The sequence below is a fragment of the Streptomyces sp. SP18BB07 genome (genome assembly GCF_036322545.1).
In the GTDB taxonomy this organism is placed as follows: Bacteria; Actinomycetota; Actinomycetes; order Streptomycetales; family Streptomycetaceae; genus Streptomyces; species Streptomyces deccanensis.
The window spans coordinates 1-25,979 of the sequence record NZ_JAQYWT010000342.1; the positions used below are offsets into that span (position 1 = coordinate 1).

The window sequence follows — 25,979 nt, forward strand, 5'->3', positions numbered from 1 at the left end:
TGTACTCACCCGAGCTACTTCCTCAGGCTTTCCTCCGGGCAGTTTCCCTTCGGTCTTGCTGTCTTGCGTTTCCGACTCTATCAGACCGTTTCCGGTTCCGATTTCCTCGGTGCTTTCCAGGTTTCCGCTTCCGCGTTTCCCCTTCCGGCGGTTCCGACTCTATCAGATCCTTTCGGGCCTGATTCCCAGTCAGCGGGAGTTGTCTTCGCGGCTGTTGGGCCGTTCCGACGAGTGAGACTTTAGCGGATTCCCGGCTCCCGAGCTAATCGGGGCTGCGTCCTTTCGAACGCGGATTCCTCATTTCGCAAATACACATGCCAAGGGCACGACGATGGATCGTCGATTGTTGGTGGTTACCTGCGAATGGCTGTCCGGGGACCGACCGAGGTCGGCGCTCACGTCGGACAACCCGGAGAACACTACGTACCGGCTCGGGGCGTGTCAACTCGCTGTCGTCTGGCTCCTCGCAGGCGTAGCCTGGCTGTCATGACTACGCGTACGTGTCGCCAGCAGTGGTGGGCCGCCTGACGGCGGCCGTACTCACGTATGTACTCAACGGCCGCCGCTCTGGCGGCCGTTCTCGTTTCTCCCTTCTGAGGGTCGGCCGGCCGGTGGTGGCGGTCCTGATCAGGAGGTGGAGAGATGACACGGGTCTTCAGCGGGGTCAAGCCGACGGGGCATCTGACGCTGGGGAACTACCTGGGGGCCGTGCGGCGGTGGGCCGAGGTCGACCAGCACCGGACGGACGCGCTGTTCTGCGTCGTGGATCTGCACGCGCTGACCGTGGACCACGATCCGGCCCGCGTGCGCAGACTCAGTCGGCAGGCGGCGACGCTGTTGTTGGCGTCGGGGCTGGATCCCGAGCTGTGCACCGTCTTCGTACAGAGTCATGTGGACGAGCACGCGCGGTTGTCGTATCTGCTGGAGTGCGTGGCCACCGACGGCGAGATGCGGCGGATGATCCAGTACAAGGAGAAGGCCGCGCGGGAGCGGGAGCGGGGCGGGAGTGTCCGGCTGTCACTGCTGACGTATCCGGTGCTGATGGCGGCGGACATCCTGGCGTACGGGACCGACGAGGTGCCGGTCGGGGACGACCAGACGCAGCATGTGGAGCTGACGCGGGACCTCGCGGTGAGGTTCAACCAGCGGTACGGGCAGACGTTCGTGGTGCCTCGGGCCACCCCGCCGAAGGTCGGGGCGCGGGTGATGAACCTGCAGGACCCGACGTCGAAGATGGGGAAGACGGACGACGTCGGACCGGGGATCGTCTATCTGCTGGACGAACCGGATGTGGTGCGGAAGAAGGTCATGCGCGCCGTGACCGACAGCGGGCGAGACGTCGTGTACGACCGGGAGCAGCGGCCGGGGCTCGCGAATCTGCTGGAGATCCTCGCTGCCTGTGAGGGTGGGAACCCCGACGACCTGAGCGGTGTATATGAATCGTACGGAGCACTGAAGAAGGACACCGCAGAGGCCGTGGTCGAGCTCCTCAGGCCCGTACAGGAGAGGCACAAGGAGTTGTGCGCGGATCCTGCGTATGTGGAGGGGGTGCTGCGGATGGGTGCGGTGAAGGCCAGAGAGATGGCTCGGCCGAGGGTGGATGAGGCGTACCGGGCGATCGGTCTGCTGGCCGGCTGACCGCGCGGGGCGTCAGTCCTTCTTGCCGGAGGCCAGTGCGCGGCTGCGGTCGCGGGCTGCCTCCAGCGCGGCGATCAGTGCTGCGCGTACTCCGTGGTTCTCGAGTTCACGGATGGCGCTGATCGTCGTGCCGGCGGGAGAGGTGACGTTCTCGCGGAGCTTGACGGGGTGTTCGCCGCTGTCTCGGAGCATCGTGGCCGCGCCGATGGCGGACTGGACGATCAGGTCGTGGGCCTTGTCTCGGGGCAGGCCGAGGAGAATGCCCGCGTCCGTCATGGCTTCGACCAGGTAGAAGAAGTACGCCGGGCCGGAGCCGGAGAGGGCGGTGCAGGCGTCCTGCTGGGACTCGGGGACGCGGAGCGTCTTGCCGACGGCGCCGAAGATCTCCTCGGCGTGCGCGAGGTCGGCCTCACTCGCGTGGCTGCCCGCGGAGATCACGGACATGGCCTCGTCGACGAGGGCGGGGGTGTTCGTCATGACACGGACGACAGGGGTGCCTGCGGCCAGGCGCTCCTCGAAGAAGGAGGTGGGGATGCCCGCCGCGCCGCTGACGACCAGGCGGTCGGCGGGAGTGTGCGGGGCCAGTTCGTCGAGGAGGGTGGCCATGTCCTGGGGCTTGACCGTGAGGATGAGCGTGTCCGCGGTCTTCGCCGCTTCGGCGTTGGTGACCGGGGTGACGCCGTAGCGGGTGCGGAGTTCTTCGGCGCGTTCGGGGCGGCGGGCGGTGACCAGGAGGTCCGCGGGCTCCCAGCCGGCTCGGATCATGCCGCTGAGCAAGGCCTCGCCGATCTTGCCGGTGCCGAGGACTGCGACTTTCTGGCTCATGGTGCGGGTGCCCTCCGGAGGTGCGTCGTCCTGGGGCCATCCTCGCACCGGGGGTGGGCGTCCGGCTGGCGTGTCCGGTGGGCGGGACGTGCAGTGGACGGGGGCCGGCGAGGGGCTATGTCGTCCGGCGCCTCAGGGTGGCGGCTCCCAGGGTCAGGACCAGCAGGGCGCAGCCGGCGACGATCGTGATGTCGCGGACGAAGGTGGCGGTCATGTCGGTGTGCAGCAGGACTTCGTTCATGCCGTCGACGGCGTACGACATGGGGAGGACGTTGGAGATGGCTTCCAGGGCGGGGTGCATCTCGGGGCGTGGGGTGAACAGGCCGCACAGGAGGAGCTGGGGGAAGATCACGGCCGGCATGAACTGGACGGCCTGGTACTCGGAGGAGGCGAAGGCCGAGACGAAGAGACCGAGGGCGGTGCCCAGCAGGGCGTCGAGGAGGGCGACGATCAGGAGCAGCCAGGGTGAGCCGGTGACGTCCAGGTCCAGGAACCAGACGGCCAGACCGGTGGCGAGGGCGGACTGGATGATCGCCAGGGTGCCGAAGGCCAGGGCGTAGCCGGCGATGAGGTCTCCCTTGCCGAGGGGCATGGAGAGGAGGCGTTCCAGGGTGCCGGAGGTGCGTTCGCGCAGGGTCGCGATCGAGGTCACCAGGAACATCGTGATCAGCGGGAAGATGCCGAGGAGTGAGGCGCCGATGGAGTCGAAGACGCGTGGGTTGCCGTCGAAGACATAGCGGAGCAGGAAGAGCATCACGCACGGGATGAGGATCAGCAGGGCGATCGTGCGGGGGTCGTGGCCGAGTTGGCGGAGGACTCGGGCTGCGGTGGCGGTCGTGCGGGAGTAGCTCAGGGCCCGGGGGCGGGGGGCCGTGGGGGCCGCGGCGTCGCTGGTCCTCGGCTGCCGGTTCTTCGTGTTCTTCTGCTCCGGCTTCGTCTGCTTCTTCGTTCGCGTGTCCGCGTTCGGCGTCGTCGTCATCGCGCCGGTTCCTTCTGGTGTGTGTCGGTGGCTGCCGGGGTGGTGGTTTCGGTGGTGGTCGCGGTGGCCTCGTCGACGAGGTGGAGGAAGGCCGCTTCGACCGTTTCCGTGTGGGTGCGGGTGCGGAGGGCCTCGGGGGTGTCGTCGGCGAGGATCTGGCCCTCGCGCATGAGGAGGAGGCGGTGGCAGCGCTCGGCCTCGTCCATGACGTGGGAGGAGATCAGGAGGGTGGCCCGGCGCTCGGCGGCGATGGTGGCGAAGAGGGTCCAGAGTTCGCGGCGGAGGACGGGGTCCAGGCCGACGGTGGGTTCGTCGAGGACCAGGAGTTCGGGTGTGCCGAGGAGGGCCACGGCCAGGGAGATGCGGCTGCGCTGGCCGCCGGAGAGGTTGCCGGCGAGGGCGTCGGCGTGGGTGGTGAGGGCCACGTCGGCGATGGCCCGGGTGATGTTGTCGTCGCGACGGGCAGCGGCGGCACGGCCGGGGTCGAGGATCGCGGCGAAGTAGGCGAGGTTCTGGCGGACGGTCAGGTCGTCGTAGACCGAGGGGGCCTGGGTGACGTAGCCGATGCGGGAGCGGAGGGCGGCGTCGCCTGCGGGGCGGCCGAGGACGTTCAGGGTGCCGGTGACCTTGGCCTGGGTTCCGACGATCGCTCGCATCAGGGTCGATTTGCCGCAGCCGGAGGGACCGAGGAGGCCGGTGATCTGGCCTGGCGGGACGGCGAAGTCGAGGTTGCGGAGGACTGTGCGGGGGCCTCGGGCGACGGTGAGGTTATGGGCGTGGACGGCGGGGAGTGGAGTGTCCTCCGGAGAGTAATTCATCATGTGATGAATATTGCGCAGGAGGGGCGCGTCGTCAAGGGAGGGCGTGGCGGGAGCGAGGAGGGGCGCGGGCGCTCGACGGAGTGATCGGAAGGTGAGGTTCCGGGAGTGCGCGCTTCCGCTGAGGGGCGGTGATCGCGGAGAGGGGATGCAGAGAGTGCTCGCTTTGGGTGACAATTGGTAGCGGAGCGTGGTCACTTGGAGGGGCTCTTGGCCGCGCCGTGTCGCCCGGGTGATCTGTGCGGCGGTCTCCCGTCGCGCGTTCTCGTGATCACCGTCGGGTCCCCTCCCCTGGCTCGGGTACTGCGTATCTCCTGTCGGGCGCCTGTGGGCACTCCTGTCGAACGTCGACTGCCGGAGGTATGTGTCTCGTGCGTAATGCCTTGGGGCCGTTTCAGGCACGGTTACGGCTCCGGCCACGGCTTCGGGGTTCGGGAACTGTGTCGTGGCGAGGGGAGGTGGCCGCCTCGGTCGTCGTGTTCCTCGTGGCGCTGCCGCTGTGCGCGGGGGTCGCTGTGGCATCCGGGGTGCCGGCGGAGTTGGGGCTGGTCACGGGGATCGTCGGAGGGCTGATCGTCGGCGCTCTGCCGGGGAGCAGTCTGCAGGTGAGTGGGCCGGCGGCCGGGCTGACCGTGCTGGTGTACGAGGCGGTGCGGGCGTACGGGCTGTCGGCGCTCGGGGTGCTGGTGCTCGGGGCCGGAGTGCTGCAGATCGGGTTGGGGGTGCTGCGGTGGGGGCGGTGGTTTCGGGCGGTGTCCGTGGCCGTGGTGCAGGGGATGCTCGCCGGGATCGGTCTGGTGCTGGTGGCGGACCAGGTGTACGCGATGGGGGACGCGGCCGCACCCGGGGGTGGGGGGATCGAGAAGCTCGCGGGGTTGGGGGCGTTGCCCGGTGCCGTGGATCCCGTGGCGCTCGCGCTCGGGGGTGCCACGGTCGGCGTCCTGGTGGTGTGGCCGCGGTGGCGGTGGGGGGCACGGTTCGTGCCGGCGCCGTTGGTGGCCGTCGGGGGTGCGGCCCTGGTCACCGGGGTGTTCGACCTGGGGGTGCGGCGGGTCGAGGTGCGGGGGTTGTGGGAGGCGGTGCGGGTGCCGTCGGTCGATGACCTGGGGTTGTTCACGCATGCGGGGGTCGTGGGGACCGTTCTCGCCTTCGCTCTGATCGCGTCCGCCGAGTCGTTGTTCAGCGCGGGGGCCGTGGATCAACTGCATGACGGCCCGAGGACCGACTACGACCGGGAGTTGGTCGCCCAGGGCGCCGGGAACGTGCTGTGCGGGGCGCTCGGGGCACTGCCCATGACTGCGGTGATCGTACGGAGTGCGGCGAACGTGCGGGCGGGGGCGCGGACCAAGGCCTCACGGGTGCTGCACGGGGTGTGGCTGCTGGTCTTCGCCGCTCTGCTGCCCGGGGTGCTCGGTGTGATCCCCGTGGCGGCGCTGGCCGGGCTGCTGGTGCATGCGGGGTGCCGGCTCGTGCCCGTACGGGAGTTGGGGGTGCTGTGGCGGTCGCGGGATCGCGGGGAGGTGGTGGTGCTGGGGGTGACCGCCGTGGCGATCGTGACCTGGAACCTCTTCGAGGGGGTGCTGGTGGGGCTCGCGTCGGCGGTGGCCAAGACCGCGTGGGACATCAGCCAGGTGCATGTGGAGATCGAGGACCGGGGGGACACGGGGGTGGTGGTGCGGGTGGTCGGGAACGCGACGTTCCTGCGGCTACCGAAACTGCTGGATGCGTTGGAAGGGGTGCCTCGGGAGCGGGGGGTGCGGCTGGAGTTGAGCGGGCTGTGGCATGTGGATCACGCGTGTGCGGCGGCTTTGGAGGCGTGGGGGGCGGGGTTGGCCGGCGCTGGTTCAAAGGGGGCTGGTTCAAAGGGGGCTGGTTCAAAGGAGGTTGGTGCAAAGGAGGTTGGTGGAGAGGAGGTGCGTGGAGAGGAGGTTGGTTCAAGGGGGGTTGGTTCAGAAGCGGTCGGTTCAGGGGCGGATGGCCAGTAGTAGGTCCACTTCGTAGGTCTCCTCGATGGTTTCGGTGGGGAAGAGCCTGCGGAGGTGGGCTCGTTCCTCGGTGAAGAACTCGGCGGTGGCGTCTTCGCCCAGGACCAGGAACGCCGAGTGGCTGGCGATGTTGGCCAGATGGGTGTCCAGGGAGACCTCTCGGCTCCAGCGGATGTGGCGGCGGGTGAAGTCGAGGTGTCCTGCGGTGTCGGTGAGGGCGGCGGGTGCGCCGGAACCGCTCTTCTCGATCGGGGTGTCCGGGTCCACGCCGAGGAAACGGTGGATGCGGGTGGTGGCGTCGGCGATCCAGGGGATGTCGACGGCGTCGGTGTTCCACCAAAGGGCGAGTACGCCACCGGGGCGGAGGACGCGGAGGGCCTCCGGGACCGAGCGGGAGGGGGTGGTCCAGTGCCAGGACTGGGCGTAGGTGAGGAAGTCGGTGGAGGCGGTGGCGAGGGGGAGGGCGTTGCCGTCGCCTCGGACGAGGGGGAGGTGGGGGTGGGTGCGGCGGAACTGGGCGGCCATGCCCGTGCCGGGTTCGACGGCTAGTACGTGGGCGCCTCGGGTGTGGAGGAGGGTGGTGGAGATGCCGGTGCCGGCGCCTACGTCGACGGTGCGGGAGCCGTGGAGGGGGCGGGGGGACAGGGCTTCGATGGTGTCGAAGAGGGTGGGGGGGTAGGAGGGGCGGTTTGCCGCGTACTGGGGTGCGGCGGTGTTGAAGGAGTGGGCTCGGGTGGTGTGGGAGGGGTGGGGGTGGGGGCGGGAGGTCGTCATGGGGGCATCGTGGCTTGTGGTGGGGTGTGTTGGGGAGGGGGTTTTCGCCCCCGCCGCCCCTACCCGTCCCATCCCTCAAGGGGCTGCGCCCCTTTGACCCCCAAGCGTCCGTCCGGTGGGGCTTCTCGCGCAGTTCCCCGCGCCCCTCACGGGCGCGGGGTATGACGGGCGCGTTCCCTCACGGGCGGGTCCCATCACGGGCCCGTCACCTCACGGCCCGTCACCTCACCGGCTCGGGCCCTCTGGGGCTCGGGCTGCCTCAGGGACGGTGGCGCTTCGCTGGGTTGCCGGTGCGTTTGGCTGTGCGGCGGTCGTACTGTTCGCGGGCCGTGGTGTATTCCGCGCGGTGGAGGGACTCGCCCGGGGCCTCCTTCAGGGAGCGGAGGAAGTAGGCCGCCAGGGAGCCGAGGAAGCCGATGGTGAGCAGGCCGCGCAGGGAGGACTGGCGGGCCGGATCGGGGCGTTTGGTGTAGGAGCCCCAGGTGTGGCCGAAGGCCAGGGCGCTGCAGACGGCGAACATGATGAGGACGAGGATGCTGACGAAGCCGCCGACCGCCGCGAGCTGCAGGCCCTCGTAGGCCAGGCGCAGTACCAGGCCGGAGACGACCACGGCGGCGAGCGAGCCGACGGTGACGCCCGCGCGGCGGGCCGGATAGTTGCCGTCGTGATTCAGCCAGGTCGTCCCGAAGAAACGGATGGGTTCGGGGCGAGGGCCCGCCGGAGTCGCCCCGGCCGTCGAAGACGCCTGGTACCCCTGCGGAGCTTCCGACCCCTGCGGCCCCTCCGAGTCCTGCGGCTTCAGCTGCGCCTGCTGTCCCTGCCGCTCCGCCCGGATGTTCTTCGGTTCATCGCTCACGCGTCGATTATCGCCCCGGGTCGACGAGGGCTACGCGGCGGCATCGAGCACCGGCTGAACCGAACGCGCCCTGTAAACCGCGAGCGCTCCCTTCGGCCTCCCGGCCGTCCCTGGTGCCGGTCCGGGGCGTCGGACCGGGGACGTCGGACCGCTACCGGGCACAAGCCCGAAGCCGCCGGCTGCACCTCCGAGGAGCCCCAGCAGCCGCAGGTCGCGGCAGGGTCGCCGCGGTACCCGGTGTGGGGTACCGCGGCGAGTTCCGTGTCGTGTGAAACCGCGGACGTGGGGTCAGCCGCAGCGGCCGGCCACGTAGCCGTCGCTGCCTGTGTAGACGTAGGCGTCGGAGATGTACTGGCCGTCGTCGATGTTGTCCCAGACGTTGGTCGTGCCGTACGGACCGGAGATGGTCTGGCCCGGGGTCTGGCAGTAGATCGGCACCCTGGCGCCCTCGGAGAGGACCCGGACGATGCCGTAACTGGTGCTCGGGCCGCTGCGGACGTTGACGCGGACGCCCGGCGCGACCGAGTAGTACCGGACGGCTGCCGTCACCGCCCCCGCGGTCGCCGCCATCGTGGTCGCCTGCTCCCCCTCGCCGTCGCCCGTGATCTCTTCGGCATGCTCGACAGACATGGCTGAACTCCCCCCGTTTGAAACGCGTTCGAACCCCGTTTGGTCCCCATGGAAGCCATGGGGACCCTTTGATACCCCCGAATCAGGACACACACACCTGTGCGTTTTTCGCACGTGAAGGCTAGCAAGCCGCCTCTGTCCCGTAGGTGTCATCGACTAGGCTCCGAGCGTCGCGGGGGCGGCCGAAACAGCACGGGGGTGGGCCCATGGCACCGCAGCGGGGCACCGGGTCGGGAGCGGAAGCGGAACTTCCCGAGTACTCCGGTCAGTACCGCCTGGAGTCGTGTCTGGGTTCCGGCGGCATGGGTGTCGTCCATCTGGCCACCTCGACCTCGGGACTGCGACTCGCGGTGAAGGTGGTGCACGCCGAGTTCGCCAAGGACCCCGAGTTCAGAGGCCGTTTCCGGCAAGAGGTGGCCGCCGCCCGACGGGTCAGCGGCGCCTTCACCGCGCCCGTCGTCGACGCGGACACCGACAGCCCCCGGCCCTGGATGGCCACTCTCTTCATCCCCGGCCCGACCCTCGCCGAGCACGTCAAGCGGAACGGCCCCATGCCGCCTGGGCAGTTGCGGCGGCTGATGGCCGGGCTCTCGGAGGCCCTGCGCGACATCCACCGCGCCGGTGTGGTGCACCGGGATCTCAAGCCCAGCAACGTGCTCCTCGCCGAGGACGGTCCCAAGGTCATCGACTTCGGTATCTCCCGGCCGAAGGACAGCGAACTGCGCACGGAGACCGGGAAGTTGATCGGCACACCGCCGTTCATGGCCCCCGAGCAGTTCCGGCGGCCCCGCGAGGTAGGGCCCGCCGCCGACATCTTCGCCCTCGGTTCGGTGACCGTGCACGCGGCCACCGGGCGCGGGCCCTTCGACTCCGACAGCCCCTACGTCGTCGCCTACCAGGTCGTCCACGACGAGCCGGACCTCACCGGCGTACCCGGGAACCTCGCGCCCCTCGTCCGCGCCTGCCTCGCGAAGGAGCCCGAGGACCGGCCCACGGCGGACGAGCTGATGCACGAACTCCGGTCCGTCGCCGCCTCGTACGACACCCAGAGCTTCATACCGACCCAGCGGGAGAGGGAACGGGCGAGGGAGAAGGAGAAGGAGAGACAAGGGGCGGGATGGGCCGCCGTCCCGGATCCTGGCCGGACCGCCGCCGACCAGGACGGCGAGGAGCACGGCAACGAGTACCGCGACGAGTACGGCGACAAGTACGGCGACACGAACCCAAGGCGGGGCAAGGGCGAGCACGTCGACGCGGGAAACGCCACGGGAGCGGGCCCGACATCCGACACCAGCAACAGCAGCACCAGCACCAGCACCAGCACCAGCGATCCAGGCACGGGCGATCCAGGTACGGGTGCGGGCGCGGGTGTCGTCGGCAAGCCTGTAGGCGGGGCCGGTCGGCGGTTGCGTCGGCGGGCCGTTCTGGTCGCCGTCTCCTTGGTGCTCGTCGCGGCAGGGGGGTTCGTCTCGGCGCGGGTGTGGGGCGGTGACGGAGAACGGGTGGACGGGGCTACGGCCACACCGCGGGCCAGCCGTGCCGCGGCCGCCGCCCCCGCGCTCGAAGCCTGGGCCACCAAGCCCGCGGCCAAGAACGGGAGCGCGCCGCAGTGCTCGTACGGTGCCGGGAAGCTGCTGTGCTCGCAGCCGGGGCTGGTCTCCGCGCTGGACCCGGCGGACGGCAGCGTGCTGTGGCGGCACACCGTCGACGGCGCGGGTGAGCTCGGCGCGGGTGGCCCACCCGTCGAATCGGGCGGCCTGGTGCATGTGCTGACGGGCGAGAGCCGCCGGGTCCAGGCGCTCGATCCGGACACCGGCAAGGTGCGGTGGGAGCGGGACGTCTCCGCGTACGGCGCCGAGCGCTACGCGGGCGGCATGCTCCTGCTGACCTCCGCCGACGGAACGGTCACCGGTGTGGACAGCGCGACCGGCGACACCGTGTGGAGCCGCCGCATCCCCGGGCAGCCGGAGGCGTACTTCACGTCGTTCGACGGTGACCGCTCGGCCTATGTGGCGAGCGTCACCGGTGAGGGCGCGAGGGCTCGGACGCGGGTCACCGCGGTGGACCCGGCGACGGGTGACGTGCGGTGGGACGCCCGGCTCGACGGTCAGCTGGAACCGGTGGGGGCCCACAGCGGCTCCCTTTTCTTCGCCTCGATCGGGGGCGGCTACCCCGACACGGTCGCCCTGGTCCGGTACGACCCCGGCACCGGCACCGGCACCGGGAAGACCGTCCGGGTCGAGCTGCCCGTACGGCTCGAACAGGCCCATGCAGTGGTGCGCGGTGACGTCGTGTACCTGCTGAGCGGCGCGAGCGGTGCGCTCGTGGCCGTCGACATGAAGGCCCGCGAGCAGTTGTGGCGGACCGAGACGGGAGTCGCGCGGGGTTCGGCGCCGGTGGCCGGCGACCGGTTCGTGTACTTCACCTCGTCCGACGGGCGGCTGCTCGCGGTGGATGTGCGGAAGGGCCTGCTCAGTGGGCAGACCGCGGCGCGGCTCGGCGACTCGGACCGGATCACCGGCGCACGGCCCGAGCCGGTGTTCATCGACGGCCGCGTCTGCGCGGGCACGCTCGACGGGACCGTGCTTGGCCTGGACGGAAGCGATCCGGCGAGCTGGTGAGACGGCCGGCCGGGCGGTCGCACGACCCGGGCCGCCTCCACACCTGTGCGACGAGGGCCGTCCCCGCCGGGAACGGCCCTCACTCGCTACTACCGCCGCCGCGCGGACGGCGGGCGGACCTCAGCCCAGCTTGCTGACGTCCCGCACCGCGCCCTTGTCGGCGCTGGTGGCCATCGCGGCGTACGCCTTCAGCGCGGCCGACACCTTGCGCTCCCGGTTCTTCGGGGCGTAGACGCCGTTCAGGGCCTGCTCGCGGCGGGCCAGCTCGGCGTCGTCGACGAGGAGCTCGATCGTACGGTTCGGAATGTCGATGCGGATGCGGTCGCCGTCCTCGACGAGGGCGATCGTGCCGCCACCGGCCGCCTCGGGCGATGCGTGGCCGATGGAGAGGCCGGAGGTACCGCCGGAGAAGCGGCCGTCGGTGATCAGCGCGCAGGACTTACCCAGGCCGCGGCCCTTGAGGTACGAGGTCGGGTAGAGCATCTCCTGCATGCCGGGGCCGCCCTTGGGGCCCTCGTAGCGGATGACGACGACGTCGCCCTCCTTGATCTCCTTCATGAGGATCTTCTGGACGGCCTCCTCCTGCGACTCGCAGACGACCGCCGGGCCCTCGAAGGTCCAGATCGACTCGTCGACGCCGGCCGTCTTCACGACACAGCCGTCGACGGCGAGGTTGCCCTTGAGCACCGCCAGTCCGCCGTCCTTGGAGTACGCGTGCTCGGCGGAGCGGATGCAGCCGCCCTCGGCGTCCTCGTCCAGGGTGTCCCAGCGCTCGGAGGTGGAGAACGCCTCGGCGGAGCGGACGCAGCCGGGGGCCGCGTGCCACAGCTCGACGGCCTTGGGGGACGGGGAGCCGCCGCGCACGTCCCAGGTCTTCAGCCAGTCGGCGAGGGAGGAGCTGTGGACGGAGTTCACGTCCTCGTTGAGCAGGCCCGCGCGGTGCAGCTCGCCCAGCAGGGCCGGGATGCCGCCGGCGCGGTGCACGTCCTCCATGTAGTACGTGCGGTCCTTTGCGACGTTCGGCGCGACCTTGGCCAGGCAGGGCACGCGGCGCGAGACGGCGTCGATCTCGTTGAGGCCGAAGGGGACGCCCGCCTCCTGGGCGGCGGCCAGCAGGTGCAGGATCGTGTTGGTGGAGCCGCCCATGGCGATGTCGAGGGCCATGGCGTTCTCGAAGGCCGCGAAGTTCGCGATCGAGCGCGGCAGGACCGTCTCGTCGTCCTGGTCGTAGTAGCGGCGGGTGATGTCCATGACCGTGTGGGCCGCGTCGATGTACAGCTGCTTGCGGGCCGTGTGCGTGGCCAGGACCGAGCCGTTGCCCGGGAGGGAGAGGCCGATGGCCTCGGTCAGGCAGTTCATCGAGTTGGCGGTGAACATACCGGAACAGGAGCCGCAGGTCGGACAGGCGTTCTCCTCGATACGGAGGATGTCCTCGTCCGAGATCTTGTCGTTCACCGCGTCGGAGATCGCGTCGACCAGGTCGAGCGTGCGGACCGTGCCGTCGACGAGGGTGGCCCGGCCGGACTCCATGGGGCCGCCGGAGACGAAGACGGTCGGGATGTTGAGCCGCAGGGCGGCGTTCAGCATGCCCGGGGTGATCTTGTCGCAGTTGGAGATGCAGATCAGGGCGTCGGCGCAGTGGGCCTCGACCATGTATTCGACCGAGTCCGCGATCAGGTCGCGGGAGGGCAGCGAGTACAGCATGCCCCCGTGCCCCATCGCGATGCCGTCGTCCACGGCGATCGTGTTGAACTCGCGCGGGATGCCGCCCGCCTCGCGGATCGCCTCGCTGACGATCCGGCCGACCGGCTGGAGGTGGGTGTGGCCCGGCACGAACTCGGTGAAGCTGTTCGCGACCGCGATGATCGGCTTGCGGCCGATGTCCGCGCCCGGTACACCGGAGGCGCGCATAAGGGCGCGGGCGCCCGCCATGTTGCGGCCGTGGGTGACTGTGCGGGACCTCAGCTCGGGCATCGCGCTCGCTCCTTCAGGGAACCTTCTGAGACTGCGATCAGAGACTTCTGACTGAGTCGAGCGTACGCCCGTTGCGCCAAGGGTTGGACAGCTTGTCCGGAATGCGGGATGACCGTCTCGGTTCTCGGCCGCGGGCGCGCGCTGGTGGCGTACGCCGTTCCGCGCGCCGCTAGTGGGGCGCGGTGAGGTGGGCCTGCACCACGGGGGCGACTCTTCTGATGATCTGCTCGGGGTCCGCCGATGCCAGTGGCTCGACCTTGATCACGTACCGCAGCATCGCGATCCCCACCAGCTGCGCGGCGGCCAGTTCGGCCCGCAGCTCCGCGTCCGGTACCTCCAGGCGGTCGGCGATCCGGCGGAGCACCTGCGTGGCGATGATGCGGCGGAAGACGGCAGCGGCGGCCTCGTTGTTCACGGCGGAACGGACGATCGCGAGCAACGGCGTCCGGGTCGCCGGGTTCTCCCAGACGCCGAAGACGAACCGGGTGAGCCGCTCGCCGACGCCGTCGAGCGGGCCCTCCTCGACGGCCTGGGGAGCCTGCATGGCCGGGCCGAAGGAGAGGGTGACGGCGGCCTCGAACACCTGCTCCTTGGTGCCGAAGTAGTGGTGCACGAGGGCCGAGTCCACCCCGGCGGCCTTGGCGATGCCGCGTACGGACGCCTTGTCGTAGCCACGCTCGGAGAACTCCTCACGGGCCGCCGCCAGGATGCGGTCGCGGGCGGCGGGCGTGTCGGCCGATTCCGTACGGGAGGGCCGGCCCCTGCGGCGAGGGGTGGCCGGGGTCACCGTCGGGGGACCCGCGCGGCGGAGGCAAGATGCAGCCGGGTGAAGGCGAGCGCCTCCGCCAGGTCGGCCTCGCGCTCGGCGGCGGACATGGCGCGGCGGGTGTTGACCTCGATCACGACATGGCCGTCGAAGCCGCTCCCGGCGAGACGTTCCAGCAGTTCGGCGCAGGGCTGGGTGCCGCGGCCCGGGACTAGGTGCTCGTCCTTGGCCGACCCCCTGCCGTCCGCCATGTGCACATGGCCGAGGCGGTCGCCCATGCGGTCGACCATGTCCAGGGCGTCGGTGCGGGACGTCGCGGAATGGCTGAGGTCGATCGTGAAGTGCCGGTAGTCGTCCTTCGTCACGTCCCAGTCGGGGGCGTACGCGAGCATCTCGCGGTCGCGGTAGCGCCAGGGGTACATGTTCTCGACCGCGAACCGGACGTCCGTCTCGTTCGCCATCCGCCAGATTCCGGTGACGAAGTCACGCGCGTACTGGCGCTGCCAGCGGAACGGGGGATGCACGACGACCGTGCTCGCGCCGAGCTTCTCGGCGGCGGCCTGGGCGCGCTGCAGCTTGACCCAGGGGTCGGTGGACCACACGCGTTGGGTGATCAGCAGACAGGGCGCGTGAACGGCGAGGATGGGGATCTGGTGATAGTCGGAGAGGCGGCGCAGGGCCTCCAGGTCCTGGCTGACCGGGTCGGTCCAGACCATGACCTCCACGCCGTCGTACCCGAGGCGTGCGGCGATCTCGAAGGCCGTGGCCGTCGACTCCGGGTACACGGAGGCCGTGGACAGGGCGACCTTCGCGTCCGGGATCCGTACGGGTTCTGCCACGCGGGACAGCCTACGGGGTGGAGCCTTGGCTGTGCGCCGTCGGGGTGGCCGCACGTCGGCAGCCGCGGGCCCGGTGGGGCTTCTCGCGCGGTTCCCCGCGCCCCTGAGAAACAGGGGCTGCGCCCCGTGCTTTTCAGGCCCGCGGGGTCTGGTCTTTCAGGGGCGCGGGGAACCGCGCGAGAAGCCCCACGCACCCCCACCCGCACCCGACCACGCCACCCACCACGCACCCCACCTGCTGAGGCCTACGCCGTACCCATGTGATCCAGCCGCCGCAGGATCACACCCTCCCGAAGCGCCCACGGACAGATCTCCAGCGTCTGCACCTGGAACAGATCCATCGCGGCCTCCGCGACCAACGCCCCCGCGAGGAGCTGATTGGCCCGCCCCTCCGACACGCCGGGCAGAGCGGCTCGCTGGGCGGTGGTCATGCCGGCGAGCTTGGGCACCCAGGACTCCAACGCCCCACGCTTGAGGTCACGCTGGACGTAGAGGCCCTCGGCGGAACGCGCGGCCCCGCCGATGCGGGCGAGCTGCTTGAACGTCTTGGACGTGGCGACGACATGGTCGGGCGCCCCGAAGCGGCTGAACTCCCCGACCGTACGGGCGATCTGGGCCCGGACATGACGGCGCAGGGCCCGGATGTCGTCGGGGGTGGGCGGGTCACCGGGAAGCCAGCCGGCGGTGAGGCGGCCGGCGCCGAGCGGCAGCGAGGCGGCGGCGTCGGGCTCCTCGTCTATGCCGTAGGCGATCTCCAGGGAGCCGCCGCCGATGTCGAGGACGAGCAGCTTGCCCGCCGACCAGCCGAACCACCGGCGGACGGCGAGGAAGGTCAGCCGGGCCTCCTCGGCGCCGGTGAGGACCTGGAGCTCCACGCCGGTCTCGTCCTTGACACGGGCGAGGACGTCGTCGGCGTTGCTGGCCTCCCGCACCGCCGACGTGGCGAACGGGAGCAGTTCCTCGACGCCCTTGTCCTCGGCCGCCTGGAGCGCCTCGTGGACGACGGCTATGAGTTTGTCGACCCCTTCGGGATCGATGGCCCCGGCCTCGTCGAGGAGTTGGGCAAGGCGCAGTTCCACCTTGTGCGAGTGCGCGGGCAGGGGGCGCGCGCCCGGGTGTGCGTCCACCACCAGCAGATGCACCGTGTTCGATCCCACGTCGAGGACACCGAGTCTCATGGGCGGAACGCTACTGCCAGCGGAGGCGTGGGCCGTCCTCGATGCGGCTTCGGGCGCCGTACCCTGGACGGGTGCCAAAGACGAAAAAGGCAAAGGCCGACAAGTCGGCAGCGGGAGCGGCGTCCGGAGCGGCTGCGACCGGCGGCTCTTCGCGGGCGAAGGCGGCGACCAGGCCACCGAAGTCGGCGAAGGGCTCGGCGGAGTCCACGGTGCCGGACGAGAAGGGGCTCGATTTCGCGCGCGCGTGGGTGGAGTTCCCTGATCCGGCGGACGACGAGCAGGTCTTCCGCTGTGATCTGACCTGGCTGACGTCCCGCTGGAACTGTGTCTTCGGCAGTGGCTGCCAGGGCATCCAGGCGGGCCGCGCGGCCGACGGGTGCTGCACCCTGGGCGCCCACTTCTCGGACGAGGACGACGAGAAGCGCGTCGCCGAGCATGTGGCGAGGCTCACTCCGGAGATCTGGCAGTTCCACGATGTGGGCACGGAGACGGGCTGGGTCTCGAAGGACGAGGACGGCGACCGTCAGACCCGCCCGTACAAGGGGTCGTGCATCTTCCAGAACCGCCCGGGGTTCGCCGGGGGCGCGGGCTGCTCGCTGCACATCCTGGCGCTCCGGGAGGGGCGCGAGCCGCTGGAGACCAAGCCGGACGTCTGCTGGCAGCTGCCGATCCGCCGCACGTACGACTGGATCGACCGGCCCGACGACACCCGGGTGCTCCAGGTGTCGATCGGCGAGTACGACCGCCGCGGCTGGGGTCCGGGCGGTCACGACCTGCACTGGTGGTGCACCTCGGCGACCTCGGCGCACGGCGCGGGCGACCCGGTGTACGTCTCGTACCGCCCGGAGTTGATCGAGCTGATGGGCAAGGAGGGGTACGACCGCCTGGTCGAGCTGTGCGAACAGCGACTGGCCTCCCGACTGCCCCTGGTGGCACCGCACCCGGCGGACCCGACGGAACCGGCAGCCCCCACAGGCCGGTAGACGAAGAAGCGGACAAGCCGACCGGACGGCCCCGACCGGTCGGCGCGCTGCCACCACGGCCGCGCGGCGCCCGGGCCGGCCGGGTGCCCGGACCACCGGCCTCTTCCCCACGCTCGGCTACCGCCCGTCTATGACGCCGGTGGGGGGTCGCCGCCTCCGTCGCCCGGGGGTGGCGTGGGGTCGCCCGGGTCCGTGGGGGCCGGGGCGGTGGGGGTCGGGGTGGGGTCCGGCTGGGTCGGGCCGGTGGGGGTGGGGTCCGGGTCGGGGGTGGGTGGTGGGGCGGTGGGCCGCGGCGGGCCCGGGTCCGGGGCGGTTGGGGTCGGCCGGGAGTCGACCGGTGGCGTCGGCACCGGACCGTAGCCCTCGATCGTCACCACGGCGTCCGACGGAGCCAGTGTGACCCGCGCGGTCCAGTACCCGGAGGGCTCGCTCAGCTGGTCGACGTACACCTTGATCGTCAGGGACTCGCCGGGTTTCAGGGTGCCCGAGGACTGACTGAGGTAGAGCCAGTCGGCGCCGGTGCGGGCGGACCAGCGGACGGACGAGTCTCCGCTCGCCCGAAGGGTGATGAGGGTGGTGTCCCCGTCGTTCGCGGCGGTGACGGAGAGCGCGCCCCGCCCCTTGCCCTGGGTGACCTCCACGGACACGTCGTCCGCGGCGTGTTTCCCTCGGCGGTGGCGGGCGTCGGGCCTGGTCCGGGCGTTGCCGGCGTTCTCGTAGGCGTCTCCGCCGCCGTCGCCGACGGTGCCGTCGCCGTCGCCCTGCTCCTCGCCCGCGCTGACCGAACGGCCGTCGTCGCCCTCACCGATGAGGGGGGCGCCCCGGTAGGCGGCCCAGAGGGCGAAGACGGGCGCGGCGACGACGGTGGCGACGACGGTGGTGGTCACGGCCCGCGCGCGAAGCCGCTCCCGGCGGGCCGCGCGGTCCCTCGGGTCCATGGGGAAGCCGCGCCGGTCGAAGCGCGGGGCGCCGCCACGCGCGCGCGTGAGGTGGGCCATCGCGGGCCCCAGGGCGGCGCGCGGCGCTGCGAGCACCGGCAGCGCGTCGGGCGTGACGGTGGTGCCGGGCCAGCGGCCGGGGACGGCGCGCTCGGCGGCGCGACGGCAGACGGGGCAGTCGTCGACGTGCCGGACGAGCTCGCGGCGCAGGGTGGCGCTCAGGACGAGCTGGTGGTCACCGGTCAGCCGGGCGACGCTCGGACAGGCGCCGGTCTCGACGACGGCGAGGGCGGCCCGGGTGCGCTCCACCTCGCAGGCGGCGGAGGCGAGCAGTTCCCGCGCGGCGGTGCGGTCCATGCCCAGCACGGCGGCGACCTCATGGGCGGTGAGCTGATGCCGTACGGCCAACTCCAGTGCCTCGCGCTGCTCGGGCGTGGTGCCGGCGGCCTCCGGCCAGGCGAGCAGCGCCAGTTCACGCCGCCGCTGCCGCTCCTCGTCCTCGGAGAGGACAACACCCCTGACGGCGTTCTTGCCGGCGCGCGCCTTCTCGACGCGCGCCTTCTCGGTGTGGGCCCGCTTCTGCTTGGTCTCGGCGAGTTTGCGCAGACAGGCCCAGCGGGCCAGTGCGTACAGCCAGGCGCGGCGGTCGTCGGCGGTGTCCGGCCCTCGGCGCCGCTCGGCGAGCGCGAGCACATCGGCGAGGGCCGCGGTGGCAGCGTCGCGGTCGCACAGCACGGACATGCAGTAGGTGAACAGGCCGTCCAGGTACGGCTCGTAGCGCGCCAACGGGCGCTGCGCCACCGCGTGCGCCGCCGCTCGATCGCGCGCCTCGCGGTACGCCCGGTGCGCGCCGGTGGTGCGGGTCGAGGTCTCCGGACTGATGCTCATCATTCATGGACGGTAGGCGCCCGGAACCAGCACCTTCTCGCCCCTTGAGCACATTTACTCCGTACGGGTGAAACGATCCCTCATAAGGGGACAGGAATCCCGTATTCCGCGGCGCGCGGGAACCATGGCCGAATGTTGTGCACTTTCTTGACCACCACCAGAAAGTAGCCCTACATTCCTTGGCGTACGAGTTACTCCCAAGTACGACGAGCACCACCCCTCCTCCGCGTCGACAGGAGCCCCACCCCCATGGCCGTACGCACCCCCCGCTCCACCCGCCGCGCCACCAAGCGCGCCCTCACCGCCCTGGCCGCGACCGTCGTCCTCTCGCTGACCGGCGCCTCCGTCTCGACCGCCACCCCCGCGGCCGCCGCGCCCGCCGTCGAGCGCCTCACCGGCACCCTCCCCGACGGCGCCGCCTGGATAGCGGATGTCCCGGAGAACTGGAACGGCACCCTGATCGTCTTCAGCCACGGCTTCGGCGCGACGACACCGCAGAACGCCCCCCGCGAGGCCGTCCGCCTCCGCCTCCTCGAAGAGGGCTACGCCCTCACCGGCTCCTCCTACGACGTGAGCGAGACCCTCTGGGCCCTGGAGAGCGCGGAGCGCGACCAGGTCGCCACCGTCGCGGCGGTCACCGAGAGGATCGGCGAACCCGTCCGCACGCTCTCCATCGGCCAGTCCATGGGCGGACTGGTCAACGCCCGGCTCGCCCGCTCGGGCGCGGGCGGGATCGACGGCGCCCTGGGCCTGTGCGGTCTCGTGGCCGGAGCCAACGACCTGCACACCTACCAGCTCGACGCCGAGTACACGATCGCCCGGCTCCTGCTCCCCGACACCCCCGTGAAGCTGGTGGACTTCGCCTCCGAGACCGAGGGCGCCGCCACCGGCCGCCAGCTCACCGACGCCGTGGTCGCGGCTCAGAAGACCCCGGAGGGCCGGGCGCGGATCGCCCTCGCGGCCGCCTACCTCAACCTGCCCACCTGGGCACCCGGAAAGGAGCGCCCCGCCGCCGGCGACCGGGACGAACAGCAGGCCCAGCAGTACGCGTGGCTGGCCCAGGGCGTCCTCAACCGCGTCGAGCCCGCCCGCTTCCACGTCGAGAAGGCCCTGGGCGGCAACAACTCCGGGAACAAGGGCGTCGACTACGCGCGCGTGCTCGCGAGTTCCCAGCACGCACCCCTGGTCAAGGCCCTCTACAAGAAGGCCGGCCTCGACCTGCGGGCGGATCTGCGCGACCTGACGAACAACGCCACCATCACCGCCGACCCGAACGCCGTCGCCGAGGGCCGACGCACGTCCTCCGCCGGCCAGGGCCTCGCCGTCCCCCTCCTCAACATCCACACCACCGCCGACGACCTCGTCCCCGTGGAACAGGAGTCCCGCTTCGCCACCCGGGTCCGCGCCTCCGGCGACGCCGCGCAGCTCCGCCAGGCCTACGTCGAACGCCAGGGCCACTGCGCCTTCACCACCGCCGAGACGGTAGCCGCCCTGCACGCCCTGGAGTCCCGCCTGGACACCGGCCGCTGGGGCACCTCGGCCACCCCGGCCGCCCTCCAGTCCGCCGCCACGGCCCTCGACCTGGACGGCGCGGCCTACATCCCGTACCACCCGGCCGAACTGACCATAGGTCGCCGCCCGTAGGAGCCCATCGGGAGGCCGAGTACGCACGGAAGGGGCCGTGGCGGGGGGGGTGTGGCCGGCGCCCACCCCCGCCCCGGGCGGGGGCGGGCCCCCCGCCCCCCCCCCGGCCGCCCCCCCGGCGGCCCCCCGCCGCGGCCCCCCCCCCCCCCCCACGGCCCCGACCCACCACCCGCCCCCACACCCACCCCGTTCACCCGCCCACCGCAGACTGTCAGTGCCCTCCGTTACGGTTCGTCCATGGCTGCCCGTACGAAGACCGCGAAGGACCGCCCGGCATACCGCTGCACGGAATGCGGCTGGCAGACGGCCAAGTGGCTGGGCCGCTGCCCCGAATGCCAGGCCTGGGGCACGGTCGAGGAGTACGGCACCCCGGCCGTCCGCACGACGGCCCCCGGCCGCGTCACCACCTCCGCCGTCCCCATCGCCCAGGTGGACGGCCGCCAGGCCACCGCCCGCTCCACCGGCGTCCCCGAGTTGGACCGGGTCCTGGGCGGCGGCCTGGTCCCCGGCGCCGTGGTCCTCCTCGCGGGCGAGCCCGGCGTGGGCAAGTCCACCCTCCTCCTCGACGCCGCCGCCAAGTCCGCGAGCGCCGAACACCCCACCCTCTACGTCACGGGCGAGGAGTCCGCCAGCCAGGTCCGCCTGCGCGCCGACCGCATCAAAGCCCTCCACGACCACCTCTACCTCGCCGCCGAGACGGACCTCGCCGCCGTCCTCGGCCACTTGGACGCGGTCAAGCCGTCCCTCCTGATCCTCGACTCGGTCCAGACGGTCGCCTCCCCGGAGATCGACGGCGCCCCCGGCGGTATGGCCCAGGTCCGCGAGGTCGCCGGCGCCCTGATCCGCGCCTCCAAGGAACGCGGCATGTCGACGCTGCTCGTGGGCCACGTCACCAAGGACGGCGCCATCGCGGGCCCCCGCCTCCTGGAGCACCTCGTCGACGTGGTGCTGCACTTCGAGGGCGACCGCCACGCCCGCCTCCGCCTGGTCCGCGGCGTCAAGAACCGCTACGGCGCCACGGACGAGGTCGGCTGCTTCGAACTGCACGACGAGGGCATCACCGGCCTGACCGACCCCAGCGGCCTCTTCCTCACCCGCCGCGACGAACCCGTCCCCGGCACCTGCCTGACGGTCACCCTGGAGGGCCGCCGCCCCCTGGTCGCGGAAGTGCAGTCGCTCACAGTCGACTCGCAGCTCCCCTCCCCCCGCCGTACGACCTCCGGCCTGGAGACCTCCCGGGTCTCGATGATGCTCGCGGTCCTGGAACAGCGCGGCCGGATCAGCGCCCTCGGCAAGCGGGACATCTACTCCGCGACGGTCGGCGGCGTGAAACTCTCCGAACCCGCAGCGGACCTCGCGATCGCCCTGGCCCTGGCGTCGGCGGCCACCGACACCCCCCTGCCCAAGAACCTCGTCGCCATCGGCGAAGTGGGACTGGCGGGCGAGGTCAGACGAGTCACGGGCGTCCAGCGCCGGCTCTCCGAAGCACACCGTCTCGGCTTCACGCACGCGCTCGTTCCGTCCGATCCCGGCAAGGTTCCGCCCGGCATGAAGGTCCTGGAAGTGGCCGACATGGGGGACGCGCTCCGGGTACTGCCCCGATCCCGTCGGCGAGAGGCCCCACGGGACGAGGAGGACCGCCGGTAGACTTTGCCCAGGTCTCGCCCGTCCGTACGAACCACGTGTGCGAAACGGGAGCACCCCAGCAACCTGCGACCGGAGGAGTGCAGTGGCAGCCAACGACCGGGCAGCAGCTCCCGGAAAGTCCGGTGGGAGCTCCGGTGCCGATGGCCTGATGCGCGCCTCACTGAGCGCCGTGGCCCCAGGCACGGCGCTGCGCGACGGGCTTGAACGGATCCTCCGTGGCAACACGGGCGGACTCATCGTGCTGGGCTTCGACAAGACCGTCGAGCCGATGTGCACGGGTGGTTTCGTCCTGGATGTCGAGTTCACGGCGACGCGCCTGCGTGAGCTGTGCAAGCTCGACGGCGGCATCGTGCTGTCCTCGGACCTCTCCAAGATCCTCCGGGCGGGCGTCCAGCTGGTCCCCGACCCGACGATCCCCACGGAGGAGACCGGCACCCGGCACCGCACGGCGGACCGCGTGAGCAAACAGGTGGGGTTCCCCGTCGTCTCGGTCTCCCAGTCGATGCGCCTCATCGCCCTCTACGTCGACGGCCAGCGCCGTGTCCTGGAGGACTCGGCCGCGATCCTGTCCCGCGCGAACCAGGCCCTCGCGACCCTGGAGCGCTACAAGCTCCGCCTGGACGAGGTGGCGGGCACTCTCTCCGCGCTGGAGATCGAGGACCTGGTGACGGTCCGGGACGTCTCGGCGGTCGCCCAGCGCCTCGAGATGGTCCGCCGCATCGCCACCGAAATCGCCGAATACGTGGTCGAACTGGGCACGGACGGCCGCCTTCTGGCCCTCCAGCTCGACGAACTGATCGCGGGCGTCGAGCCGGAGCGCGAACTGGTGGTCAGGGACTACGTCCCCGAGCCCACCGCGAAGCGCTCCCGCACGGTCGACGAGGCCCTCCGCGAACTCGACGCCCTCGCCCACGCGGAGCTCCTCGAACTCCCCACGGTCGCCCGCGCCCTCGGCTACACCGGCTCCCCGGAGGGCATGGACTCGGCGGTCTCCCCGCGCGGGTACCGCTTGCTCGCCAAGGTCCCCCGCCTCCCCGGCGCCATCATCGACCGCCTGGTCGAACACTTCGGCGGCCTCCAGAAGCTCCTCGCCGCCAGCGTCGACGACCTCCAGACGGTCGACGGCGTGGGCGAGGCCCGCGCCCGCAGCGTCCGCGAGGGCCTGTCCCGCCTGGCAGAGTCCTCAATCCTGGAACGCTACGTCTAACCGCCCCCGGAGCACACCCGGCCGAGCACGCCCAGCCCGTCCCGGCTCCCCAGCTCACCCAGCCCGTCCGGCGTTTGAGGACGAGGCCGAAGGCCGACAGGGGGGCCTGGGGGCGCAGCCCTCAGGGATGGGACGGGTAGGGGCGGCGGGGGCGAGATTCCCGGCGGAACCCGAATCCGAGCCGGAACCCGAAATCGAACCCGCCCGTCAGTCCTTCTCCAGCACGAAGGACGTCCGAGCCGTGGCCAGCCCCGGAGCCTTCGCCTCGACGAGATACGTCCCGGCGGTCGCCGAACCAGGCGACGGCGTCGCACAGTTGGGGGCGCTGGGGTCCCGGTTCCACTCCACGGTGTAGGTGACCCGATCCCCGGCCGGCACCTTGAACATCAGGCTCCCCGCCGTCTCATGACAGTCGTCGGACGCCCAGAACGCGTCGTCGGCATCAGCAGGGGTGATCGTCACCACCGTGTTGTCCGGCCCGAGATCGAGCTTGCAGTCCCCACCGGAGGAGTTGCGGGCGATGAGTTCGAACGTGGGGTTCACCCCGGGTTCGTAGGCGTTACGCACACTGCGCACGGTCAACTTCACGGCCCCAGCAGTGCAGTTGGGCAGGCTGGACCCCGCCGGAACCTGTTCCCCTGAGCTGCTGCCGTTCTTGCCACCGTCGTCGGACGTGCCCCCACCTGCCGCACCGCCCCCAGCAGTCGTGTCCCCACCACCGGAACCCGCCCCAGAGCCGGACCCGGACCCGGAACCGTCACCCGCCCCGGAGCCCGAACTGTCGCCCCCGGACCCCGACTCGTCCCCCGACTCGTCACGTCCGCCCGGCGCGTCACTGATCGCGGGACCGGAACTGGACGGCCCGGGAGTGATCGAGGTCACGGGATTCTTTCCGTCGGGCCCACCCGCGTTGTTGTCACCGTCTCCGCCACCGCCGGTGACGACCCACACGACGAGGATCGCGAGCAGACCGACGACGGTCAGCAGAACGGCCCTCCGTCGCCAGTAGATGGTGGAGGGAAGCGGCCCGATCGGATTGCGCAGAGATCCCACGGCGCAAACTGTACGAGAGATCCGGCACTTCGCTGGCCCCACCCGCCGCCCGAAACCTCAACTTTTCCGGATCATCATCCCGGTCGTTCCCGTGATCGCCCCGACTGGGCGCCCCATGATCGCGGTGTGTGATGACAGAGCCCGCACAAGCACGTTGCGTAACCGAATCCAGGTCACGCGATCGGCAGCAACTCCCCGGTTCCGCACGCCCGTTCACGGAACACACTCACCGCCGGCACCGAGTCCACTCGGCAGCTCCCGAGACCCACCTGCCACAATCGTCCCCACCACCGAAGCGCACCGCAGGACTTGGAGAAGACGATGGCCGGATCCGAGACCGTGGAGAACGGCGTCAGCGCACCGGCGGCGAGGCCGTTGCGGAAGCTGGGGTTCCTGACCATCGGGCTGTTCGACGAGGCCGACCCGCGCCGGGGCCATGAGTCGACGCTGGAGATCATCGAACTGGGCGAGCGGCTCGGCTTCGACAGCGCGTGGCTGCGCCACCGTCATCTGCAGTACGGCATCTCCTCCCCCGTCGCGGTGCTGGCAGCCGCCTCGCAGCGCACGTCCCGTATCGAACTGGGCACCGCGGTCATCCCGTTGGGCTGGGAGAACCCGCTACGGCTGGCCGAGGACCTGGCCACGGTGGACCTCCTGTCCGGCGGCCGGCTCAACCCGGGGATCAGCGTCGGACCGCCGATGCACTACGACACCGTCAAGGGGGCGCTCTACCCGGACACCGCCGACGCGGAGGACTTCGGCTTCGAGCGGGTCCGGCGGCTGCTGGGCTGCGTACGCGGCGAGGCGGTCACGGACTTCAGCGGCACCGAGGGGTTCGAAGTCTTCTCCGACCGGGTCCAGCCACACTCCCCCGGGCTGGGCGCGCGGATGTGGTACGGCGGCGGCAGCGTTCGGTCGGCGCGGTGGGCCGGGGAGAACGGGATGAACTTCCTGACCAGCAGCGTGGTGAAGGTGGAGGAGCCGCTGGAGGGAGCGGAGGAGCCGGGGTCGGGGGTGGCCGCCTCCGGGGCGATCGACTTCGCCGAGATCCAGCGCTCGCACATCCGGGAGTTCCGGGCGCACCATCCCGACCGCGAGCGGGCCCGGGTCTCACAGGGTCTCGTCGTCATCCCCACCGACTCGGCAAGCCCGGAGCAGCGCGCCAAGTACGAGGCGTACGCGGCGAAGCGGTTGCCCCGGACCACCGCGCCGCAGGGGGCGGGACGGCTTCTGTTCGCGCCGGACCTGGTGGGCACGTCCGCGGAGATCGCCGAGCGACTGCGGGCGCACGTCGCGTTCCGCGAGATCGACGAGGTGGCCTTCGCACTGCCGTTCACCTTCGACCACGACGACTACGTCCAGATCCTGACGGACATCGCGACAAAACTGGGCCCAACCCTGGGCTGGAACCCCACCGCCTGACACCCGCGAGAGAACGGGGGGCGAGGAGCGTCGGCGGCTACAGCCCTGCCGGCGGCCAGATACCTGTCGACCGCCCCCCACATGGCTCACAGAGCTACAGCCGAAGCGGACGAGCCGGAACGGAGACAGCGCGACGGGCTGAAAGACGAGGCCGGGGGCGACAGGCAGCGGCCGGTCTGAATAATGGCGGCCGGTCTGAAGACGGCTGGCGGGGTGAAACGGCAGGCGGGGGGGGCGAGACGACGGCCGGGCAAAAGACGATGGCCGGGGTGAAAGCCGACGGCCGGCCTGAAGACGGCAGGCGGGGTGAGCGG

General features: G+C 71.3%; 20 protein-coding genes. 8 read left to right on the plus strand and 12 right to left on the minus strand.

The features are described 5' to 3' along the window. Positions 1-642: 642 nt before the first annotated feature. Positions 643-1,638 carry a tryptophan--tRNA ligase gene (gene trpS / locus PUR53_RS31110; RefSeq protein WP_329910395.1) on the plus strand — a complete coding sequence of 332 codons (996 nt, stop codon included), beginning with the start codon at positions 643-645 and terminating at the stop codon, positions 1,636-1,638. Positions 1,639-1,650: 12 nt separating this feature from the next. Here trpS and proC read toward each other — a convergent pair whose 3' ends face one another. From proC to PUR53_RS48365, 3 genes are all read right to left on the minus strand, one after another. Then, a complete protein-coding gene (proC, locus tag PUR53_RS31115) occupies positions 1,651-2,463 on the minus strand; it encodes a pyrroline-5-carboxylate reductase (protein WP_239756518.1) in 813 nt (270 codons plus the stop codon). 115 nt (positions 2,464-2,578) lie between these two features. Continuing rightward, on the minus strand, positions 2,579-3,442 hold the full coding sequence (locus PUR53_RS31120; protein ID WP_329910396.1) for an ABC transporter permease: 864 nt from the start codon (positions 3,440-3,442) through the stop codon (positions 2,579-2,581). Further along, a complete protein-coding gene (locus tag PUR53_RS48365) occupies positions 3,439-4,782 on the minus strand; it encodes an ABC transporter ATP-binding protein (RefSeq protein ID WP_443080380.1) in 1,344 nt (447 codons plus the stop codon). Before PUR53_RS48365 ends, PUR53_RS31120 begins: the two co-directional genes overlap by 4 nt. Between PUR53_RS48365 and PUR53_RS31130 the strand changes: the two genes are divergently transcribed. Beyond that, positions 4,719-6,245 (plus strand): SulP family inorganic anion transporter, encoded by a 1,527-nt coding sequence (locus tag PUR53_RS31130; protein WP_329910398.1) that lies wholly within the window; start codon positions 4,719-4,721, stop codon positions 6,243-6,245. The genes PUR53_RS48365 and PUR53_RS31130 overlap by 64 nt on opposite strands. Here PUR53_RS31130 and PUR53_RS31135 read toward each other — a convergent pair. The 3 genes from PUR53_RS31135 to PUR53_RS31145 all read right to left on the minus strand — a co-directional run bounded on the left by PUR53_RS31135 (position 6,225) and on the right by PUR53_RS31145 (position 8,505). Further along, a complete protein-coding gene (locus PUR53_RS31135; RefSeq protein ID WP_329910399.1) occupies positions 6,225-7,019 on the minus strand; it encodes a class I SAM-dependent methyltransferase in 795 nt (264 codons plus the stop codon). The two genes, PUR53_RS31130 and PUR53_RS31135, sit on opposite strands and share 21 nt — an antisense overlap. Before the next feature lie 259 nt (positions 7,020-7,278). Then, on the minus strand, positions 7,279-7,716 hold the full coding sequence (locus PUR53_RS31140) for an EamA/RhaT family transporter (RefSeq protein ID WP_329895061.1): 438 nt from the start codon (positions 7,714-7,716) through the stop codon (positions 7,279-7,281). Positions 7,717-8,163: 447 nt separating this feature from the next. Continuing rightward, positions 8,164-8,505, minus strand: a complete 342-nt coding sequence (locus PUR53_RS31145; RefSeq protein WP_239756510.1) for an SH3 domain-containing protein — start codon at positions 8,503-8,505, stop codon at positions 8,164-8,166. Between the two features lie 206 nt (positions 8,506-8,711). Here PUR53_RS31145 and PUR53_RS31150 point away from each other — a divergent pair, with 206 nt between their 5' ends. Then, complete coding sequence (locus PUR53_RS31150; protein ID WP_329910401.1) at positions 8,712-11,126, plus strand: serine/threonine-protein kinase; 2,415 nt, start codon at positions 8,712-8,714, stop codon at positions 11,124-11,126. Positions 11,127-11,246: 120 nt separating this feature from the next. On the opposite strand, the gene ilvD is transcribed toward PUR53_RS31150, so the two are convergent. From ilvD to PUR53_RS31170, 4 genes are all read right to left on the minus strand, one after another. Further along, positions 11,247-13,100 (minus strand): dihydroxy-acid dehydratase, encoded by a 1,854-nt coding sequence (ilvD, locus tag PUR53_RS31155; protein ID WP_329910402.1) that lies wholly within the window; start codon positions 13,098-13,100, stop codon positions 11,247-11,249. A 169-nt stretch (positions 13,101-13,269) separates the two neighbouring features. Beyond that, positions 13,270-13,887 carry a TetR/AcrR family transcriptional regulator gene (locus tag PUR53_RS31160; RefSeq protein WP_329910404.1) on the minus strand — a complete coding sequence of 206 codons (618 nt, stop codon included), beginning with the start codon at positions 13,885-13,887 and terminating at the stop codon, positions 13,270-13,272. Beyond that, on the minus strand, positions 13,884-14,705 hold the full coding sequence (locus PUR53_RS31165; protein WP_329895056.1) for a sugar phosphate isomerase/epimerase family protein: 822 nt from the start codon (positions 14,703-14,705) through the stop codon (positions 13,884-13,886). The genes PUR53_RS31160 and PUR53_RS31165 overlap by 4 nt, the downstream gene beginning before the upstream one ends. 245 nt (positions 14,706-14,950) lie before the next feature. Next, positions 14,951-15,883, minus strand: coding sequence for a Ppx/GppA phosphatase family protein (locus PUR53_RS31170; RefSeq protein WP_329895057.1), 933 nt, complete (start codon positions 15,881-15,883; stop codon positions 14,951-14,953). Positions 15,884-15,954: 71 nt separating this feature from the next. Between PUR53_RS31170 and PUR53_RS31175 the strand changes: the two genes are divergently transcribed. After that, entirely contained in the window at positions 15,955-16,866 is a 912-nt protein-coding gene (locus PUR53_RS31175) for a hypothetical protein (protein ID WP_329910405.1), read from the plus strand. A gap of 128 nt (positions 16,867-16,994) precedes the next feature. Here the strand turns inward: PUR53_RS31175 and PUR53_RS31180 are convergent, their stop codons facing one another. Beyond that, the gene (locus PUR53_RS31180; RefSeq protein WP_329910406.1) at positions 16,995-18,695 is read right to left on the minus strand and encodes a BACON domain-containing protein; all 1,701 of its coding nucleotides are present in this window, start codon (positions 18,693-18,695) and stop codon (positions 16,995-16,997) included. A 246-nt stretch (positions 18,696-18,941) separates the two neighbouring features. Between PUR53_RS31180 and PUR53_RS31185 the strand changes: the two genes are divergently transcribed. The 3 genes from PUR53_RS31185 (at position 18,942) to disA (ending at position 23,190) form a co-directional block, all read left to right on the plus strand. Continuing rightward, on the plus strand, positions 18,942-20,336 hold the full coding sequence (locus PUR53_RS31185) for an alpha/beta hydrolase (RefSeq protein ID WP_329910407.1): 1,395 nt from the start codon (positions 18,942-18,944) through the stop codon (positions 20,334-20,336). Positions 20,337-20,573: 237 nt separating this feature from the next. Next, positions 20,574-21,983 carry a DNA repair protein RadA gene (gene radA, locus PUR53_RS31190; RefSeq protein WP_329910408.1) on the plus strand — a complete coding sequence of 470 codons (1,410 nt, stop codon included), beginning with the start codon at positions 20,574-20,576 and terminating at the stop codon, positions 21,981-21,983. A gap of 82 nt (positions 21,984-22,065) precedes the next feature. Next, entirely contained in the window at positions 22,066-23,190 is a 1,125-nt protein-coding gene (gene disA / locus PUR53_RS31195; RefSeq protein WP_239756495.1) for a DNA integrity scanning diadenylate cyclase DisA, read from the plus strand. Positions 23,191-23,397: 207 nt separating this feature from the next. On the opposite strand, the gene PUR53_RS31200 is transcribed toward disA, so the two are convergent. Beyond that, complete coding sequence (locus tag PUR53_RS31200; RefSeq protein ID WP_329899804.1) at positions 23,398-24,243, minus strand: hypothetical protein; 846 nt, start codon at positions 24,241-24,243, stop codon at positions 23,398-23,400. 321 nt (positions 24,244-24,564) lie between these two features. On the opposite strand from PUR53_RS31200, the gene PUR53_RS31205 reads away from it, so the two are divergent. Next, complete coding sequence (locus PUR53_RS31205; RefSeq protein WP_329899803.1) at positions 24,565-25,665, plus strand: LLM class flavin-dependent oxidoreductase; 1,101 nt, start codon at positions 24,565-24,567, stop codon at positions 25,663-25,665. The last annotated feature ends 314 nt before the right edge of the window (positions 25,666-25,979 follow it).

Excerpts from the sequence above, each read along its gene's own strand:
- trpS (WP_329910395.1), top strand. The coding sequence starts at position 643 with ATGACACGGGTCTTCAGCGGGGTCAAGCCGACGGGGCATCTGACGCTG.
- proC (WP_239756518.1), bottom strand. The coding sequence starts at position 2,463 with ATGAGCCAGAAAGTCGCAGTCCTCGGCACCGGCAAGATCGGCGAGGCC.
- PUR53_RS31120 (WP_329910396.1), bottom strand. The coding sequence starts at position 3,442 with ATGACGACGACGCCGAACGCGGACACGCGAACGAAGAAGCAGACGAAG.
- PUR53_RS48365 (WP_443080380.1), bottom strand. The coding sequence starts at position 4,782 with ATGCCACAGCGACCCCCGCGCACAGCGGCAGCGCCACGAGGAACACGA.
- PUR53_RS31135 (WP_329910399.1), bottom strand. The coding sequence starts at position 7,019 with ATGACGACCTCCCGCCCCCACCCCCACCCCTCCCACACCACCCGAGCC.
- PUR53_RS31145 (WP_239756510.1), bottom strand. The coding sequence starts at position 8,505 with ATGTCTGTCGAGCATGCCGAAGAGATCACGGGCGACGGCGAGGGGGAG.
- PUR53_RS31150 (WP_329910401.1), top strand. The coding sequence starts at position 8,712 with ATGGCACCGCAGCGGGGCACCGGGTCGGGAGCGGAAGCGGAACTTCCC.
- ilvD (WP_329910402.1), bottom strand. The coding sequence starts at position 13,100 with ATGCCCGAGCTGAGGTCCCGCACAGTCACCCACGGCCGCAACATGGCG.
- PUR53_RS31170 (WP_329895057.1), bottom strand. The coding sequence starts at position 15,883 with ATGAGACTCGGTGTCCTCGACGTGGGATCGAACACGGTGCATCTGCTG.
- PUR53_RS31180 (WP_329910406.1), bottom strand. The coding sequence starts at position 18,695 with ATGATGAGCATCAGTCCGGAGACCTCGACCCGCACCACCGGCGCGCAC.
- PUR53_RS31185 (WP_329910407.1), top strand. The coding sequence starts at position 18,942 with ATGGCCGTACGCACCCCCCGCTCCACCCGCCGCGCCACCAAGCGCGCC.
- radA (WP_329910408.1), top strand. The coding sequence starts at position 20,574 with ATGGCTGCCCGTACGAAGACCGCGAAGGACCGCCCGGCATACCGCTGC.
- PUR53_RS31205 (WP_329899803.1), top strand. The coding sequence starts at position 24,565 with ATGGCCGGATCCGAGACCGTGGAGAACGGCGTCAGCGCACCGGCGGCG.